Here is a 16,704-nt window from a genome sequence, read left to right on the forward strand (position 1 = left end):
GGCTTTTTGCTGGTGGTTGTCTATGAGTTCGGAATCTGACCGTCTACAATACGTACGGCTGGGAAGAACTGGGGTGGTTATTTCCCGGCTCTGCTTTGGGGTACTCACCGTCGGGCCGTTACAGGCAAACCTGCCCTTGGAGGAAGGGGCGGAGGTCATAGCCTATGCGTTGAACCGAGGTATAAATTTTTTAGACACGGCTGAAGCTTATCAGACCTATCCTTACATACGGCGGGCTTTAGAACTCGCCCGGGTGCAGCCGGTGATCGCTACCAAGTCTTATGCTTACACTCGCCAGGGGATGAAGGAAAGCCTGGACCGGGCTCGAGATGAAATGGGCATTAAAACTGTAGACATTTTCTTACTCCATGAACAGGAGAACGAGCTGACCTTAGCCGGGCACAGGGAGGCGTTGGAGTTTCTTTTCGAGGCTCGAAGAAAAGGGTGGGTGCGAGCGGTAGGGATTTCTACACATTCGGTGCGCGGTGTTGTTGCAGGGACTAAAAACGAGGGGATCGAAGTCATACATCCTATTATTAACCTGACTGGGCTCGGCATTATGGATGGGTCACGGGAGCAAATGCTGGCAGCTGTGGCGTTGGCCCGTGAGAAAGGTAAGGGATTGTATGCGATGAAGGCTTTGGGGGGCGGGAACCTGGGCCAACAGGCACACCGAGCCTTGAGTTTTGTGAATTCCATCCCGTACATAGATGCGATTGCCGTCGGGATGAAGTCAAAAGCAGAAGTAGACCTTAACTTGACTTGGATACAGGGACGGCGCGACCCGGTGTTAGAAGAAATTGTAGGGACGCAGGGCCGGAATCTCCTTATCGAATCGTGGTGCCGGGGCTGTGGATCCTGCTTGGAGGCGTGTCGCTACGAGGCTTTGGAGTTACAGGAGGGGCGGGTGGAGGTTAAAAAAGAGAAATGTATTCTTTGCGGGTACTGCAGTCGGTACTGCCCGGATTTTTGCATCAAGATTGTATGAGGGAGCATGCTTATGAGAATACTAGGACTTGATCCCGGGGAAAAAAGGATAGGAGTGGCAATAAGCGATGCTTTGGGAATTACCGCTCAACCTCTGACCTCAATCCAGCGTTCTAGCCTAAAAGCTGACATCGAAGCCATCAGGCAGATTTGCGAGACCTACCAGGTGGAGCACATCGTTTTGGGTCTGCCATTGAACCTGAACGGGAGCAGGGGGGAAAAGGCTGCCCAGTCGGCTAAACTCGCGCAAGAACTAAAGGAACATCTGAGCTTAGAGGTAACGCTATGGGACGAGAGGTTGAGTACAAAGGCAGTTCAAGGGGTGTTGTTGGAGGCGGACACTTCGAGACGCAAGCGGAAACGGGTGGTGGACAAGCTGGCGGCAGCTTATATCTTACAGGGATATCTTGACCGGATAGGCGGAAGTGGAACAAACAGGAGTGTTTGACAGTTGCAGGGGGATAGTATTAAAATGTCAATAGTCTTGAGAAGGGGTGAAGCGTTTGTCAGAAGAATACTTTGAAGATGAGATCGAGACCGTGTTGTTGACGGATGAAGAAGGGAACGAATACCTGTTTGAACTAATCGCCGAGCTGGAGCTAGAAGGAGAAAACTACAAGGTGCTGGTACCATTAGATGAAGAAGGGGAAGAAGGAGAAGAAGAAGAGGAGACTGAGGTAGAAATCCGGATTATGAAGACGGTCCGGGATGAAGACGGCAACGAGTTTCTATGCGATATCGAAGACGATGAGGAGTGGGAAAAGGTAGCGGATGCCTGGCAAGAACTAGTAGAAGACGAAGAATTGTTTTAGGCGGGTTGGTTTACCCGCCTTCTTCAATTGCCTAAATAGACGAGGGTTGGTGGAGGGAACAGGGGTTGTTACCTGAGAAGAAGAAGGTTTGGCTGATAATCTCGACCGTGATTGCGGGGTTACTGGCAGGGTTAGGGCTTTACGGGTTTCAGGCAGTTTACGGAAGTGACCTTTTCCCGCCCGGAGTATACATAGGCGGGGCATCTGTCGGGGGGATGGATCGGGACGGTGCGGCGCAGGCCTTGGATGAATGGCTGAGGAGCATAGAACCTATTCCCGTAACTTTTATTTGTGGAGACTTTGTCTATCGTACCAACTTGGGGGAAATAGGCGGGCGGGTGGAGACCCAGAAAGTAGTTGATGAGGTGAGCTACTTAGTAGGTGAAGATTCCCCCTGGTGGAATAGGATATGGTCTCAGCGGACTCAGCAAGGCAATAGAACTTACCCGGTACCCATTACATATGACCGGGCAAAGGTCACCCGTGTGCTAGAATCCCTGCGGCCACAGGTTGAGATTCAGCCGGAGAACTGCCAAGTAAAGGTAAACAGTAACGGTACATTGAATATAGTCAAAGAAAAGGAAGGCAAGAAGCTGGATATACAGGCTACTTTGGAGAAGCTCCCAACCTCGCTCAATACTGCCGGTTTTGAGGTCCCTTTGGTTTGTAAGGCGGTGACTCCCGAGATACGGGCGGAAGATTTCCAAGACGTGCTTGAACTGGCCAGCTATAGTACCTTTTATGATTCGAGCAACGTGGACCGTTCTTACAACCTGACCACCGCGGCTCGGGCCTTGAACGGAGCTATGGTTCCGGCGGGACAGGAGTTTTCTTTCAACCGGAGGGTTGGGCCGAGAGAGCTGAAGACCGGGTATCGAGAAGCCCTGGTGATCCTCGGGGATCAGTTTGCGCCCGGGGTCGGAGGGGGCGTGTGCCAGGTGGTATCGACTCTATATAACGCTTGTTTGCTAGCCGGGTTGGAGATTGTCGAGCGTCACAATCACAGCGTGGCTGTTAGCTACGTGCCGGTTGGGCTCGATGCCACCGTTAACTATGGTAGCAAGGATTTTCGTTTTCACAACAACACCGGAGGGCCGGTTTACCTGGCGGCCCGGGCCGGGGGCGGCAAGATGACCGTGAAGATCTACGGACAGGCTTATTTCAAGCAGCGGATTAGATTGGAACGAGTGATTGATCAAACCGTTCCTTTTACGGTTACTGAGGTTCCCGACAAAGGACTGGCGCCTGGAGAAAAAAAGGTGAAGCAAGCCGGGGTGAGGGGCTATGTGGTGCGTTCGTTCCGTATTTTTTACGACGAGGCCGGGAACGTGGTACGCCGCGAAGCTTTGGGTCGGGACGTATACAAGCCCTTAAGTCAGATAACGCTGGTTGGGCCAGCGCTTCCGGTTTCTCCTCAGCCGGAGGTAACGGAACCTGAAGAGGAAGACCAAAAGCCGGTATCCCCACCGGCAGGGGAACAAGCGCAGCCAAATTCGGCCGAAGTCCCTAGTGAGCCGAGTGAAGCAGCGCAATGAAGCTACAATCATTTTTAGCAAGTGTCAGGATGGCGAAATGAGTGAAGTGCGAGTGGTCAGCGAAAAGAGAATAATAGCAGTGGTGTTGGTGCTCGCGGCTTTTATCCTAGCCGGGTTGGGCTGGCAACAGTTGCAGTGGTCGCTGGAGGCGGTTGATCGGCAAGACAAGGAACCGATAGAAGTCGTGATTCCGCCTGCTGCCAGTACCTCCGATGTGGCCGAGATACTGAAGGGCCATGATTTGATTCGGGACAAGTCGGTTTTTGTTATATACTGCCGGCTGCGCGGGGTTGACCAGAAACTTAAAGCCGGGACCTACGGGTTTAGCAAAAGTCAAAGCGTGCAGGATTTAGTGGATGACCTGGTCAAGGGACGAGTAATTACTCAGGTTTTTACAGTGCCTGAGGGTTACGACCTTGCCCAGATCGGACAACTGCTGGCGGAGAAAGGCATATGCGGTTATGACGAGTACAAACAGGCCTTGACCGGCGAGTATAATTATTCTTTTATGAAGGACATCCAGGCTCGCGATAACCGGCTGGAGGGTTTCTTGTTTCCTGACACCTATCAGGTGCCCCGGGGTATAACCGCCCGAGAGGTCGTGGACATGATGCTGGCCCGGTTTGACCAGGTCTGGAAAACCAGGTTTGAAAGCTCAGCCCGGCAGCAGGGACGGACGGTGTACGAGGTGGTGACTTTGGCTTCCTTGGTGGAAAAGGAAGCCAAGATCGACGAAGAGCGGCCTATAATCGCGGGGGTCTTGGAGAACCGCTTGCGCAAGGGCATGTTGTTACAGGTGGACGCGACTGTTCTTTATGGTTTGGGACAGCACAAGCAGCAAGTGACCTATGAGGATCTTAAGGTGGACTCCCCTTACAACACATACCGTTACCCGGGGCTGCCCCCAGGGCCCATTGCATCGCCTGGAGCTGCGTCTATTGAAGCAGTGCTCAATCCTGCCCGGCATGATTATTACTACTACGTGTATGTGGGGGATGGCCGCCACTACTTCTCCAGAACCTACGAGGAGCACTTGCAGGCGAAGAACAGCCACAGATGAACACAGATGGTCACAGATATTATTTATTAGACGCTGAGTGACGCAGATTTTATATCTTAATATACAGAATTATTAATATGTTACATAAATAGCAATTTACGTAATGATATAATCTATAATTGTCATTGTGATTATAATTGCATAATATGCTTTACTATTCTTGACAGCATATACCTTGCTTAGCATTATATATGTTATATTTTCAGCACATGCTCATTTTAATTTTTTGTTCTGCGTTAGTCTGCGTCTAATTATAAACATCTGTGTAAATCAGTGGTAAATCTGTGTGTATCTGTGGCTGATTTTCAGGGGGATTGGCATGTCAATTAAGAAACCGGAGCTGGTGGCCCCTGCCGGAGATATGGAAAAGGCGGAGGCTGCTTTTCTTTATGGGGCTGATGCCGTTTACGTCGGGGGTAGGGAATTCAGCCTCAGAGCCCAGGCTGGCAACTTCTCAGATGAAGAGATGGAAAAACTCGTGGCCATGGCCCGGGCTAAAGGAAAAAGGGTTTACGTGGCAGTCAATATACTGGTCCACAACCGGGATCTGGATCGCTTGCCGATATACCTGGCTTTTCTTCGAGAGTTGAAGGTCGACGGGATAATATTGTCGGACCCCGGGGTGCTCGAACTGGCTAGAAGGTACGCGCCGGAAATCCCGGTTACCATCAGTACCCAGGCCAGCGTAGCCAATGTGCTGGCCGCCCGTTTCTATGAATCCCTGGGAGTAAAGCGAATAGTACTGGCTCGGGAACTGACTTTGGAAGAATTGAAAGAGATCCGGGAAAAGGTGAAGCTGGAGCTGGAGGTGTTCGTACACGGGGCCATGTGCGTTGCTTATTCCGGTCGATGCCTGTTGTCCAGCTTCATGACCGGTCGCAGCGGTAACCGGGGAGAGTGCGCTCATCCCTGCCGTTATCAATACTATTTGAGGGAGGAAAAAAGGCCAGGAGAATACTTTCCGATTGAAGAAGATGACCGCGGAACCTACATCCTCAACTCCAAAGACCTGTGTCTTATCGAGTATATCCCGCAGCTGATAGACATCGGGATCGATGCTTTCAAGATCGAAGGCAGGATGAAAAGCCCGCACTACGTAGCAACCACGGTTCAAGTTTACCGGGAAGCCATCGAGGCGGTTATGGAAGGCAGCCCCGGACGTGACTTAGACAAATGGTGGGAGGAGCTGAATAAAATCGCCAACCGGCCGTATACTACCGGGTTCTTGCTGGGGCCGCCCGTGGCCGGGCAGGATGTGCTGAAACTATCGAAACCCGCAGCCGTGGCCTTCTGCGGGATAGTCAGGGATTACTGGCCGGAAAAAGGGCTGGCCTTGGTGGAACAGAGAGCTCCTTTTGGTGTGGGTGATGTTATCGAGATCCTGCGCCCAGGGCTCGAGTCCTTGCGGATGAAACTAGAGGAGATACTGGATATGGACCTGGTTCCCCTGGAGCGGGCCCGTCACGCCCAGCAAAGGGTGTGGATACCCGTTAAAGAGCCGGTCCAATATTTCAACATACTGCGAAGGGTGGATGACCGTGGTTGACCCCGGTGATCAAGTTTTTTTACGCGTTGAAACCCAAAACATCGATTTTCTGAATCGCATCGTGGAAGGTTGGGATGGTCTCGGTATCGTATCAACTCTTGACCGTGACCAGGGCCTGGTCGTGATCCGGGTAACCCCTGACACTAAACCGGAGTTGTTAAACGTTGTTAGGTTTCTTCCTTTTCCGGCAGAGGTGCTGGATGAGAATCCGAGTATCCTGGGTTCCTGAGCCCAGTGCACTTAAGCAGGAATGGAGATAATGTTTAGACTTATCAGGTGAGAACTTTTAGGGTCAAATAGGAATACAGACCTGTTTTTTCTTGCGCGGTTGTCACAGTTCTGTTAAGGTAATGTTTGCGAACATTACCCTTATTTATTTTATCGACATTTATAAGGAGAAGAGGTAATTGAAGGAAGACAGGTTATTGGTCAACTTTTTGGAAAATAATGACTTGGGAGCTCGGTACCAATTTGTAACTACCGAAAAAGAACTCCGCGGGTCACAGAAGCAGATGCAGGCGGTCATCGATTTTCTCCCCGACCCTACCCTGGTTATCGACCGGGAAGGAAAAGTGATATTCTGGAACCGGGCAATGGAAGAAATGACCGGGGTTCCCGCACAGGAAATACTGGGCAAAGGAAACTACGAGCATGCTATCCCCTTCTACGGGGAACGGCGCCCGATACTTATAGACGACCCAGGGTAGTTCAGACGATGAAGATACACCGCCGGCAGACTGAGATCACCTGTCTTGGCCGGCGGTTTTTTTACTTGTTTTTAACCGAAATTGTACCTGCATTAACATTGGCATAATGTCAACTTGACTTTGCCTTGATACTGTAGAACCAGAAAGAACAGTTTACAAATTGAGAGGAGGCTGGTGGATCATGAGGAGAATCGTCTCAACGTTGGTTGCGGTGTTTTTGTTCTCGGTGCTCATATCTGGATGTGGCGGGAAAGCGGGAGCACCGAAAGATGGGGCAGGAAAAACCGAGGAGGGTTTGAAAGGTACCATTACGGTGGCGGGATCAACCTCGGTTCAGCCTTTTTCCGAGGTCTTGGCAGAAGCATTCATGGCCGAGAATCCTAAGGCCAGGGTTAACGTGCAAGGAGGAGGGTCGAGCCAGGGGATAGAGGCAGCCCGAAGCGGCGCAGCTGAGATCGGGGCCTCTTCGCGAGACCTGAAGCCGGAAGAAAAGGAAGGGATGCGGGAGTTTGTGATTGCCAAGGACGGTATTGTCGTAGTGGTAAACCCGGCGAACAAGGTTAACGAGCTGTCGGTGGCACAGGTGCGGGATATCTTTCTCGGCAAGATAACCAACTGGAAGCAGGTAGGAGGAGAGGATGCCCCGATTACCCTCGTCACCCGGGAAGCCGGTTCGGGGACCAGGGACGGTTTCGAGAACCTGGTCATGAACAAAGAGCCGATCAGCGACAAGGCCCTGGTGGCAAATTCTACGGGAGCAGTTAGAACCACGGTAGCCGGAGATAGGAACGCCATCGGGTACATGTCGATGGCAAGCATCGACTCTGGGGTTAAAGCCCTGGCGGTTGACGGGGTTAAGCCAGATAGAGAAACCGTAAAGTCGGGGCAGTACAAGATTTCGCGACCGTTTATATACGTGACTAAAGGCGAGCCAACCGGTTTGGCCAAGGCTTTCATCGAGTTTGTGCTGAGTGAAGAAGGCCAGAAAATTATCGAGCGTGAAGGAGCTGTCGCCGTAAAGTAATAGTGCTGGGAATAACAGCCTCCGGACGAGCCTAACCTAAGAAAAAGGCCTTCCGGAGGTATTGTTTTTCATGGACAAAAACAGGTGCTTGCAGTTGATGTGTTCATTCCTAGGGGTGTACCTCGGGCTGGGTGGCGTCCTGTTCTACTACCAGGTTTTACAGGCCTCACATACCGCAGGCCAAACGGCGGAAATGCACAGCCGAACGGTGGGGCTGCGGGACATACCACGGGGCGATATCCTGGACCGCAACGGTGTGCCTTTAACCGGCAAGTACACGGTATGGGGGCTATACGGCTGGCCGCAACTGGTAAAAGACCCTCGACACACGACAGAAGAACTGGCCGCGAGATTGGGTTGGGATGATAAAGAAGTGGCGGCGGTCGAGAACCGTTTCATCCGGGGCCAAAAAGAGGGGCAGGCCCTGGTGTTGCTCAAACTGCCGGTAGCCAGGTATGAGCTTGACATTCTTGAACGGAGCCCGGTTGACGGGGTGAACCTGCTGCCCGTACAAAGGCGATACGGCGATGACGGGTTTGCCTGTCATCTCCTGGGCGAGGTGAAATTGAAAGAGGACTTGCTCGGCGCGCCTCATGCAGAGGAGTGGTCCGGAGTTTCCGGTGTCGAAAAGAGATACGACGAGGTTCTGCGCCGCGTTCCCCCTGGACCCGTGGACGAGGTGGCAGTAATGGTCGATGCCAGAGGTAATCCCATTCCCGGTATTCCTCCAAAAGTGCGGAAAAGAGAAGATTCCGGTCAGGGGAACAACGTTGTATTGACGGTCGATCAGAGGTTGCAGGAAGCAGTGGAAAAAGTAATGGACCGCAGGGTTCAAAAAGGGGCGGTAGTGGTGATGGATGTGGCCAGCCGGGATATACTGGCCATGGCCAGCCGGCCCAAATTTAGATACGACGGGGAGACCGAAGCCGTAAAGGAGGAAAAAGACAGCCCTTTTTTGAACAGGGCTTTAGCCTTGTACCACCCGGGGTCAGTTTTCAAGCTGGTGGTCGCGGCTGCAGCCCTCGAGGCCGGAGTGGTGTCTGTAAACGATACCTGGAACTGTACAGGAAGTTACGCCTTTGATAACGGGGTGTCCATCGGCTGCTGGAAAAAAGAGGGGCACGGTTGGCTGAACCTGGCTGAAGGCTTGGCTAATTCTTGCAACTCGGTGTTGATTCAGGTGGGCCTCAAGCTAGGTCGAGAAAAACTGCTGGATTACGTGCAGCGGCTTCGCGTGACAGATACGGAAATAATCGGTTATCCAGGGGTTGAGCCCGAGGGGCATGTGAGAGTGGAACCAGGTCCAGTGGCTATGGGCAATGCCAGCATCGGACAGGAAGGCGTCATGCTGAGCCCGGTGCAGGTGGCATCCCTGGTGGCTACGATTGCTGATGATGGCAGGTGGACTGCTCCCCGCCTGGTGAAAGGCATACGCCGGGCTGACGGGAGATGGGAAGGCAGGTTTGATACCCTGCCTAAGGAACGGGTAATCAGTTCCAAGACAGCCCGACAACTGAAAGCTATGCTGGAACTGGCGGTCAAAAGTGGGACGGGCAAACAGGGACAACTAAAATGGACCGGTTCAGCAGGGAAAACCGCATCCAGCCAAACCGGAAGATTTGACCAGTCAGGAAAAGAAATACTCGATACCTGGTTTGCCGGTTACCTGCCGACAGAGAACCCTCGTTGGGTTATCGTAGTGCTAGTGGAAAACGGGATCAGTGGTGGAGAGACCGCGGCTCCCGTTTTCAGGGAAATAGGAGAGGCATTGTGCGGTTTAAGCGGCATATGATTGTTAAAACCGTGGAGAAAGGTGTTCAGGTGGAGCTGGGAGCGTTAACATAGAAGAAGAAGCCGGCCGTTGTTTTAGCATTACAGGTTGGGGGCTGATAAAGTGAAGGCCAGGATACTGGTAGTTGAAGATGATCATGCTCTCGTGAGTTTGCTAACACATAATTTAGAGCGGGAGGGATATGAAACGGGGGTGGCGATGGATGGGGAGGAAGCCTGGCGCAAGATCCAGTCAGGCGAGTGGGATGTTATCCTCCTGGACGTGATGTTGCCTCATCGTGACGGGCTGGAAATATGTCGACAACTGCGGCAGGAAAAAAATTATACTCCGGTCATAATGTTAACGGCTCGGGATGACGAGATCGATCGGGTGGTCGGTTTGGAGATAGGGGCCGATGATTACGTTACCAAACCTTTCAGCGTGCGGGAACTGATGGCCAGAATAAAGGTCATACTGAGGCGCAGAAACCTCGACCTCTATGAAGGCAAACCGGAGATAGAGGCCGGTCCGATACTCATCCGCCCAGAAAACTACGAGGTGTTCTTAAAGGGGCAAAAGGTAGATCTGACCCGCAAAGAGTTCGAGCTCCTTACCTTGCTGGTTCAAAACAAAGGAAGGGTTTTGAAAAGAGACTACTTGCTGCAGAGGCTGTGGGACTACGGTGATACAGTTAAGACTAGGGTTTTGGATGTACACGTAAGCAAGCTGAGAGAGAAACTTGCGAGCTACGGCCTGAAAGGCGGGGGTATCGAGACGGTGAGGGGCATCGGCTATAAGTTTGAGGAGAAAGGTTATGAAGAATAACTTTAGTTCCAGAATTATCCTGTCATACGTTGTTATAGTGTCTTTGTTCATGTTTTTTACGGGGATAGTCGTGATCAAAAGAGTAGACAACTTTTACATGGCAAACCTGACTCGCCACCTTTTCTATGAGGCCGGGTTGGTTGCCGAGCTTGCCGCCAGCCAGGATTTATCTGGGCCCAGTGATGCCGTGCAAGCGCTTGCAGAGGTGGCCGGCAAGGATACTCAGGCTCGCATCACAATAGTGGCGCGAACCGGCGAGGTTTTGGCCGACTCTCGCCAGAACCCGAAGACCATGGCCAATCACGGCGCCAGGCCCGAGGTAAGGGGGGCCTTAAACGGAGAAAAAACTTCCATTGTAAGGTACAGCAGCACTCTCCATCGATACATGATTTACGCGGCAGTGCCGATTGTCAAAAAAGGACAAATTGAAGGGGTGGTCAGGGTTTCGCTTCCCCTGGCCGCTATTAACTCTCTGTTGAGGCAGTTGTGGGCGGTGACGTTACTGGCGATGCTGGCTGCTGGATTACTCTCGGTTTTGGTGGGTTGGTGGTTTGCTAGGAGACTGACTAGGCCCATAGAGGAAATTACTGAGGTGGCCCAGGCCATGGCTGAAGGGGATTTGAAACGGAGGATTCGCGGACAGGGGGACTCAGGCGAAGTCGCGATTCTGGCCCAGGCAATGAACAGGATGGTCGAGAAGCTGGATGAAAAGATGAACGAGCTTGCCGCCACCAAAAACCGTCTGGAAACGGTTTTAACCAACACCGTTAACGGCGTCATCTTTATCGGACAAGGAGGAGATATCCTCTACATTAATCCGGCCGCACGAAGGTTGCTCGATGTAGGAGAAAAAGACGTGACCGGCAAGCACCACGTCGAAGTTACCAGGAGTTACGCTTTAGCCGATTCAGTGGACTTTGTGTTGAAAGGGGGACAACCCCTCAAGAAAGAGTTCGTGCTCCACAACCTCGGAGGCAAGGCCGTGGAAACCAACATCGTTCCGGTCAAGCAGGAAGCCGGGTTACAGGGAGTACTGGTGGTGTTGAACGACATCTCCGAGTTGAAGAGGCTTGAGACCATACGCAAAGATTTTGTGGCCAATGTTTCGCATGAACTGAGAACACCTCTGGCTGCTATCAGCGGATTTGCCGAGACTTTAATGATGGAGAACTCCGACAATCCTGCTGTCCAGCAATTTGCGCGGATAATATACGACGAGGCCCAGAGAATGACCCGGATGGTGAACAGCCTCTTGCAGCTGTCAAAGCTAGAGTCGGTCGGGGCGGAACTGGACCTGGAGGAATTCGATTTAGGGCAGTGCCTGGGTACAGTTCTACAGGGATTCGAGCCGCGGTTAAGCGAGAAGAGACTGAAGGTGGAGGTTGAACTGCCGGAAAACGGCTTGGTCGTGCGGGCCGACCGGGACAGAATAGTGCAGGTCTTAATGAACCTGCTGGATAACGCCACCAGATTCAGCCCTCCAGATGGAACCGTCACAGTTCGCGGAACCCTGCTACCGGAAGAGATACTGGTAGAGGTTATCGACGAAGGCCCCGGAATTCCGGAGGAGGAGGCAGCGCGCGTTTTCGAGCGTTTTTACCGGGTAGATAAGGCCAGGACCCGGGGACAGGGAGTAGGACTGGGCCTGGCTATCGTTAAGCACATAGTCGAGGCACACGGGGGTAGGGTCGGGGTGCGAAGCGTTCCCGGAAGCGGATCCGTTTTTTATTTTAGCCTGCCGCAGAAATCGAGCCAGTGATGGCCCCTGGTAAAAGGTGGCTACGGCCAAGATTGAGCTGAAAGCCGGTGTTAACTTTTATTTTACAAATTGTTTATACGGGCTTGACAAATTACTCCTGGTCGGTTAACCATTTCGGGTTAGAGTTAAGGTAAGGCATAAGCTCAAGCGGGTGGGAAAAGAGGTTGAGACCATGACTGTGGAAGGTAATACCGTCAATAGGGCAACCTCAAGCCGGCGGCCGGGGCTCAGTTTTGAGCTTTTTATTGAGAGGTTGCTGGGCTTGAGCGCGGTGGTTTCGGTTCTGTCTATCGTTCTCATTATCGGCTTTGTTTGCAGCAAAGGTGGGCCGCTCATTGCGAAGGTGGGGTTGTCCGACTTCTTGCTTTCGACCACCTGGGATCCCACTAACGGGCGCTTCGGCATCGGGGCTATGGTGGTGGGATCCATAGCGGTGACCTTCGGATCTCTGGTGTGGGGGGTACCGCTGGCGCTGGCCTTGAGTATCTTCTTGGCGGAAATAGCTCCCAGCTGGATGGGGCAGGTAATGGGCGAGGTGGTCAACCTCCTGGCAGGTATACCGTCTGTGGTCTACGGGTTTATAGGGTTGGTAGTGCTGGTTCCCTTCATCAGGGATAACCTGGGGGGCTGGGGGTTCAGCGTGCTGGCCGGGGCTTTGATTCTCGGAATCATGATCCTACCTACTATTGTGGGGGTAGCGCGGGATGCGATTCTGGCCGTGCCCAGGGAATACAAGGAAGGGTCCCTGGCTCTAGGTGCTACTCACTGGCAGACTATCACCAGGATAATGCTGCCTGCAGCCCGTTCCGGTATTATAGCGGCCGTGGTTTTGGGGATGGGGCGAGCTATAGGGGAGACCATGGCCGTGGTTCTGGTTACCGGAAATGTGGCGCGGATTCCGACGTCGGTATTGGATCCGGCCAGAACTATGACCAGTAACGTGGTCTTGGAAATGGGTTATGCGCATGGAGATCACCAACTGGCTTTGTTCGCAACGGCTACGGTTCTTTTTGCTTTTATACTGCTGATGAACCTAGTCGTCACTCTGAACATGAAGGCGGGGAGATAGGTGAGATCATGGCTTCGCCTATATGAAAGACTTATTTTTGCCGGCATTTGGCTGGGAGCATGCCTGGTAGCCCTGATGTTAGTGGCCATGGTGGCTTACGTGGCGGTAAAAGGAATTGGAACCATAAGCTGGGGGTTTGTAACCCAGGTACCTTCGCGCATGGGAAAGGAAGGCGGTATATCGTCGACTATTGTAAGTACAGTCTACCTAACGTTGACGGCTTTGCTCATCAGCGTCCCCTTCGGGGTTGGAACCGCCATCTACCTGACCGAATACAGCTCGCGTCGGAGCCGGTTTACCAGGTTGATCGAGATCTCGGCCGAGCTTTTGGCCGGAACTCCTTCCATAGTTTTCGGGCTGTTCGGGTTTGTATTCTTTGTGCTGTTTCTGGGATTAGGGTGGTCGGTGCTGTCCGGGGGCCTGACGTTATCCCTCATGATCTTGCCCACGATTATCCGGACGGCCCAGGAGGCGGTGGCGGCAGTCCCGCCGGAGTTTCGAGAGAACAGCTTCGCCCTGGGAGCGACCAAGTGGCAGACCGTGAGCAGGATGGTTTTGCCTGCGGCTATGCCTGGAATAATTACGGGGATAATACTCGGAATAGGTCGCTGTGTTGGAGAAACGGCCGCGGTTTTGCTGACTGCGGGGAGCGCTTTGGGGACCCCTGTTTTGCCGACAGACCCGGCCCGAAGCATGGCCGTGCATTTGTATGTACTGGCCTCTGAGGGGATAAGCATGGAACGGGCTTTTGGCACCGCGCTTCTGCTGGTTGTTCTTATACTGATGGTCAATTATGCGGCTAACCGCAGCCTGCAGCGGTTTTCCTGCCGTTTAAGAACTTAAGGGGTGATACGGGATGAGCCAGATAACAGCTGTGTCACGAGAGCTGGGCTGCCATTACAAGGATGAGAGGTTGCCTGCCGAAGAAGGTTTTGCCGGCACAATGGAAGGACTCAGCCAGGTGAAAATTGCAGTTAGGGAACTGAACGTATTCTACCAGGATTACCATGCCCTGCATGATGTGAGTATTGAGATAAAAGCCCGCAAGGTGACTGCTCTCATCGGGCCATCCGGGTGTGGCAAATCTACTTTTTTGCGCAGTCTCAATCGGCTCAACGAACTCATAGAAGGAACCAGAACTGAAGGCGAGGTTGTGATCGACGGGGTCAACATATATGATCCCGGGGTCGATGTCGTCGGTCTTAGGAAAAAGGTGGGAATAGTTTTTCAAAAACCGAGTGCTTTTCCTATGTCTATTTACGAAAATGTAGCCTACGGACCGCGCATTCACGGCATCAAGAAGAGAACCGTCCTCGATGAAATAGTAGAGACCAGCCTTAAACAGGCCAATCTCTGGGATGAAGTCAAAGACCGGCTGCATTCCTCGGCTTTGCGGCTTTCAGGGGGACAGCAGCAGCGCCTGGTCATTGCCCGGGTTCTGTCGGTAAATCCCGAAATTATTTTGATGGATGAGCCGGCTTCGGCTTTGGACCCGATTTCCACCGCCAAGCTGGAAGATCTTATTGCCCAGTTAAAGAACGAGTATACGATTGTTATTGTCACCCACAACATGCAGCAGGCTGCCAGGGTGTCTGATTTTACCGCTTTTTTCTTGAACGGGTATCTGGTAGAATTCCAGCCAACTAAGGAACTTTTCATACATCCCCGGGATAAGAGGACAGAGGATTATATCACGGGCCGGTTCGGCTAAAGGAGGGCGAAGGGTATGGGCAGGGATGAGTTCAATCGAGAACTGGTTCAGCTTAAGGGCGATGTGGTCAAGATGGCCACCCTTCTGGAGGAGTTGGTTTATAAAGCGGTGAGGTCTATGGTACTTAAAGATGTCGGGCTGGCCGAAGAGGTTATAACTTCTGATGACATTGTAGACAAGATGACGGTGGACATAGAGCAAAGGTGTTTGTCGCTCATAGCCCTGAGGCAACCTATGGCCAAGGATTTGCGCACTATTGGAAGTGTTCTTCGCATCATCGTGGATTTGGAAAGGATCGGTGATTATGCCGAAGGGTTGGCCAAGATAACCATAAAGCTCAAAGACCAGGAGTATATGAAACCGCTCATCGATATTCCCCGTATGGGTGAAATCTCGCGGGAAATGTTGAAAAAATGCACGCAGGCAATGCTGGAAGAAGACCCGGTCATGTGCTGGACCCTGGTAGAAGACGAGCAGGTGATGGACGCCCTGTACGATCAGATATTCCGGGAGCTTTTGGCTTATATGATGGCTGATCCCAAGACTATTAACCAGGCAACTTCCCTATTACTGGCGGCAGGTCATCTGGAAAGAATAGGGGACCACATAACCAACGTGGGCGAAATGATAATATTCGCGATATCGGGAGAAAGGGTAGACATCAACCGGATGGCCCGAGAACAGAGACGCTAGGGAAATTGAGGATGAAGAATGAAGAATTAGCCGGAAATGTGGGGTGTACGGAGTGGAAGTTATCATGTTATAATTTCTGTCATATACTATAGAATTAGGTGGCATGATTCTGATTAAGTAGAAGTCTAGGAGGTGGAAAATGGACAGGAGAGTTATCGAAGAAACCTTGGCCAGGGCAGGATTGGAACCCATGCAACCGTTTGAACCGTTGCCCCGCAGGAAACGGGATCGGGGGCATAAAAAAGACCGGGTAATCGAGGAGGTTTTGACCAGCGTTGGACTTGAACCGGTTGAATGTGAGGACAAGGTCGAGGAAAAAAGTGGTAGGCAACTGAGGCGGGCCGTTTGACAAGCTCTAGTTAGGCCCGCCTCAGTTGTTGTTTCAGGGCTAGAATAAACCTCACCCGTGCACGTACAGGTGGGAGTGCTGGCCCTGGTCATGGGTGTGGCTGTATTCATCGATAAGATTGACCGAAGCCAAAAGCCGGCGATTGGCAAGAACTTTTTGGCTGGGACCGTCGTAAACCAAACGGTGGTCTTCGGACAACAATAAAACCCGGTCGGCCAGCAGGTGCACCAGGTTCAGGTCATGGGTAGAAGTGATTATCGTTCGACCGTTTTGGTTTAGCTCTAAAAGGAGTTCTACCAGCCAGCGCTGGGTCTTGGGATCCAAACCCGTAGTAGGCTCATCCAATATAAGGACTTGGGGATTCATAACCAGGACGGAAGCTATAGCCACCTTTTTCTTTTCTCCTTGGCTGAGGTGGTAAGGGGACCTGTCTTTTAAGTTGGATATAGAGAGCATTTTTATGACATCTTCAACCCTGGTTGTAATCTCCTCAGGGCTCAGTCCCAACTGAAGCGGACCGAAGGCAATCTCGTCCCAAACTCTGGTGGTAAACAACTGGGCATCGGGATTCTGAAAAACAAATCCGACCCGCCGGTGATACTCTTGAGCGAACCTGTCGTTTTCCATCCGCTTTTCTGTAAGTTGTTCCTCGAAAGCTTCTAAGCCGCCAGCAAAGGGAAAAACGAGCCCGGCCAGCATTTTTAGAAGAGTAGATTTGCCAGCGCCGTTCGCACCCAGGATACAGACGCTTTCCCCAGGCATTATTTCGAGGGAGAGATTAGAAAAAACCGGCTCGCCCTGCCGATAACCGAAACTGACTTCTCGTAGTTTGAACAAAGGTTTCTTATCCACTGCC

The 16,704-nt window shown here is 52.1% G+C and carries 18 protein-coding genes; 17 read left to right on the forward strand and 1 reads right to left on the reverse strand.

The features are described 5' to 3' along the window. Positions 1-22: 22 nt before the first annotated feature. From HPY90_RS00845 to HPY90_RS00925, 17 genes are all read left to right on the forward strand, one after another. Entirely contained in the window at positions 23-988 is a 966-nt protein-coding gene (locus HPY90_RS00845; protein ID WP_287190000.1) for an aldo/keto reductase, read from the forward strand. A gap of 12 nt (positions 989-1,000) precedes the next feature. Further along, the gene (ruvX, locus tag HPY90_RS00850) at positions 1,001-1,435 is read left to right on the forward strand and encodes a Holliday junction resolvase RuvX (protein WP_013174545.1); all 435 of its coding nucleotides are present in this window, start codon (positions 1,001-1,003) and stop codon (positions 1,433-1,435) included. A gap of 55 nt (positions 1,436-1,490) precedes the next feature. Beyond that, entirely contained in the window at positions 1,491-1,799 is a 309-nt protein-coding gene (locus tag HPY90_RS00855) for a DUF1292 domain-containing protein (protein WP_013174546.1), read from the forward strand. 65 nt (positions 1,800-1,864) lie between these two features. Further along, entirely contained in the window at positions 1,865-3,334 is a 1,470-nt protein-coding gene (locus HPY90_RS00860; RefSeq protein WP_287190004.1) for a VanW family protein, read from the forward strand. Between the two features lie 37 nt (positions 3,335-3,371). After that, complete coding sequence (gene mltG, locus HPY90_RS00865) at positions 3,372-4,394, forward strand: endolytic transglycosylase MltG (RefSeq protein ID WP_287190006.1); 1,023 nt, start codon at positions 3,372-3,374, stop codon at positions 4,392-4,394. A 319-nt stretch (positions 4,395-4,713) separates the two neighbouring features. Beyond that, complete coding sequence (locus tag HPY90_RS00870; protein ID WP_287190008.1) at positions 4,714-5,940, forward strand: peptidase U32 family protein; 1,227 nt, start codon at positions 4,714-4,716, stop codon at positions 5,938-5,940. Then, positions 5,927-6,169, forward strand: a complete 243-nt coding sequence (locus HPY90_RS00875) for a DUF4911 domain-containing protein (protein WP_287190010.1) — start codon at positions 5,927-5,929, stop codon at positions 6,167-6,169. The genes HPY90_RS00870 and HPY90_RS00875 overlap by 14 nt, the downstream gene beginning before the upstream one ends. Before the next feature lie 178 nt (positions 6,170-6,347). Beyond that, the gene (locus HPY90_RS00880; RefSeq protein WP_287190011.1) at positions 6,348-6,647 is read left to right on the forward strand and encodes a PAS domain-containing protein; all 300 of its coding nucleotides are present in this window, start codon (positions 6,348-6,350) and stop codon (positions 6,645-6,647) included. 181 nt (positions 6,648-6,828) lie between these two features. Next, entirely contained in the window at positions 6,829-7,671 is an 843-nt protein-coding gene (locus HPY90_RS00885; RefSeq protein WP_287190013.1) for a phosphate ABC transporter substrate-binding protein, read from the forward strand. 70 nt (positions 7,672-7,741) lie between these two features. Continuing rightward, positions 7,742-9,463, forward strand: a complete 1,722-nt coding sequence (locus tag HPY90_RS00890; RefSeq protein ID WP_287190014.1) for a peptidoglycan D,D-transpeptidase FtsI family protein — start codon at positions 7,742-7,744, stop codon at positions 9,461-9,463. 102 nt (positions 9,464-9,565) lie between these two features. Further along, positions 9,566-10,267, forward strand: coding sequence for a response regulator transcription factor (locus tag HPY90_RS00895; protein WP_287190016.1), 702 nt, complete (start codon positions 9,566-9,568; stop codon positions 10,265-10,267). Further along, positions 10,257-12,026, forward strand: a complete 1,770-nt coding sequence (locus tag HPY90_RS00900) for an ATP-binding protein (RefSeq protein WP_287190018.1) — start codon at positions 10,257-10,259, stop codon at positions 12,024-12,026. The genes HPY90_RS00895 and HPY90_RS00900 overlap by 11 nt, the downstream gene beginning before the upstream one ends. A 172-nt stretch (positions 12,027-12,198) precedes the next feature. Further along, positions 12,199-13,095, forward strand: a complete 897-nt coding sequence (gene pstC, locus HPY90_RS00905) for a phosphate ABC transporter permease subunit PstC (protein ID WP_287190020.1) — start codon at positions 12,199-12,201, stop codon at positions 13,093-13,095. Next, positions 13,096-13,938, forward strand: coding sequence for a phosphate ABC transporter permease PstA (pstA, locus tag HPY90_RS00910; RefSeq protein ID WP_013174556.1), 843 nt, complete (start codon positions 13,096-13,098; stop codon positions 13,936-13,938). It begins immediately after the preceding gene. Between the two features lie 100 nt (positions 13,939-14,038). Beyond that, complete coding sequence (pstB, locus tag HPY90_RS00915; protein WP_287190175.1) at positions 14,039-14,806, forward strand: phosphate ABC transporter ATP-binding protein PstB; 768 nt, start codon at positions 14,039-14,041, stop codon at positions 14,804-14,806. A 15-nt stretch (positions 14,807-14,821) separates the two neighbouring features. Beyond that, a complete protein-coding gene (gene phoU / locus HPY90_RS00920) occupies positions 14,822-15,499 on the forward strand; it encodes a phosphate signaling complex protein PhoU (RefSeq protein WP_013174558.1) in 678 nt (225 codons plus the stop codon). A gap of 139 nt (positions 15,500-15,638) precedes the next feature. Beyond that, the gene (locus tag HPY90_RS00925; protein ID WP_273699380.1) at positions 15,639-15,848 is read left to right on the forward strand and encodes a hypothetical protein; all 210 of its coding nucleotides are present in this window, start codon (positions 15,639-15,641) and stop codon (positions 15,846-15,848) included. 51 nt (positions 15,849-15,899) lie between these two features. Here HPY90_RS00925 and HPY90_RS00930 read toward each other — a convergent pair whose 3' ends face one another. Further along, positions 15,900-16,700, reverse strand: a complete 801-nt coding sequence (locus HPY90_RS00930) for an energy-coupling factor ABC transporter ATP-binding protein (RefSeq protein WP_287190026.1) — start codon at positions 16,698-16,700, stop codon at positions 15,900-15,902. Positions 16,701-16,704 lie beyond the last annotated feature (4 nt).

Origin of the sequence: Syntrophothermus sp. (assembly GCF_013314835.1) — a bacterium.
Taxonomy (GTDB): Bacteria; Bacillota; Syntrophomonadia; order Syntrophomonadales; family Syntrophothermaceae; genus Syntrophothermus; species Syntrophothermus lipocalidus.

Excerpts from the sequence above, each read along its gene's own strand:
- HPY90_RS00845 (WP_287190000.1), top strand. The coding sequence starts at position 23 with ATGAGTTCGGAATCTGACCGTCTACAATACGTACGGCTGGGAAGAACT.
- HPY90_RS00925 (WP_273699380.1), top strand. The coding sequence starts at position 15,639 with ATGGACAGGAGAGTTATCGAAGAAACCTTGGCCAGGGCAGGATTGGAA.
- HPY90_RS00900 (WP_287190018.1), top strand. The coding sequence starts at position 10,257 with ATGAAGAATAACTTTAGTTCCAGAATTATCCTGTCATACGTTGTTATA.
- HPY90_RS00870 (WP_287190008.1), top strand. The coding sequence starts at position 4,714 with ATGTCAATTAAGAAACCGGAGCTGGTGGCCCCTGCCGGAGATATGGAA.
- mltG (WP_287190006.1), top strand. The coding sequence starts at position 3,372 with ATGAGTGAAGTGCGAGTGGTCAGCGAAAAGAGAATAATAGCAGTGGTG.
- phoU (WP_013174558.1), top strand. The coding sequence starts at position 14,822 with ATGGGCAGGGATGAGTTCAATCGAGAACTGGTTCAGCTTAAGGGCGAT.
- ruvX (WP_013174545.1), top strand. The coding sequence starts at position 1,001 with ATGAGAATACTAGGACTTGATCCCGGGGAAAAAAGGATAGGAGTGGCA.
- pstC (WP_287190020.1), top strand. The coding sequence starts at position 12,199 with ATGACTGTGGAAGGTAATACCGTCAATAGGGCAACCTCAAGCCGGCGG.
- HPY90_RS00875 (WP_287190010.1), top strand. The coding sequence starts at position 5,927 with ATGACCGTGGTTGACCCCGGTGATCAAGTTTTTTTACGCGTTGAAACC.
- HPY90_RS00890 (WP_287190014.1), top strand. The coding sequence starts at position 7,742 with ATGGACAAAAACAGGTGCTTGCAGTTGATGTGTTCATTCCTAGGGGTG.
- HPY90_RS00885 (WP_287190013.1), top strand. The coding sequence starts at position 6,829 with ATGAGGAGAATCGTCTCAACGTTGGTTGCGGTGTTTTTGTTCTCGGTG.
- pstB (WP_287190175.1), top strand. The coding sequence starts at position 14,039 with ATGGAAGGACTCAGCCAGGTGAAAATTGCAGTTAGGGAACTGAACGTA.